Genomic DNA, 276 nt, shown 5'->3' with positions numbered 1-276 from the left:
ACACCCCACCCGCAGTCAACACCGTCGGATTCAATGCAATGCCACCACCGTTGGTTGGAGATGTCCCTACAATACCTGCGATCGCCGTCGCGCCACCCGAAGTGGTGATGGCATTCGAGGTCGTCATGTTGTTGACCCCACCACCCGCCGCATTCGATGCCGAGGTCACATCAAACACCAGATTGCCACCCGTAATCGCAATCAGCGACAGGTCGATATTGTTGATGCCACCCACGTCATCAATAATCGTCAGTTGATGCGGGGTATTGCCTATGA

At 55.1% G+C, this 276-nt stretch carries 1 protein-coding gene; it reads right to left on the bottom strand.

Features of this window, described 5'->3' with window-relative positions:
- The coding region (locus tag ACO0LK_RS27080; protein WP_422980619.1) for a hypothetical protein at positions 1-276 on the bottom strand (276 nt) is incomplete at both ends.

Origin of the sequence: Undibacterium sp. Ji49W (genome assembly GCF_049340205.1) — a bacterium.
In the GTDB taxonomy this organism is placed as follows: domain Bacteria; phylum Pseudomonadota; class Gammaproteobacteria; order Burkholderiales; family Burkholderiaceae_D; genus Undibacterium.
Note: the sequence above shows the minus strand (reverse complement) of the source record. Positions and strands in the feature narration are given on the sequence as shown.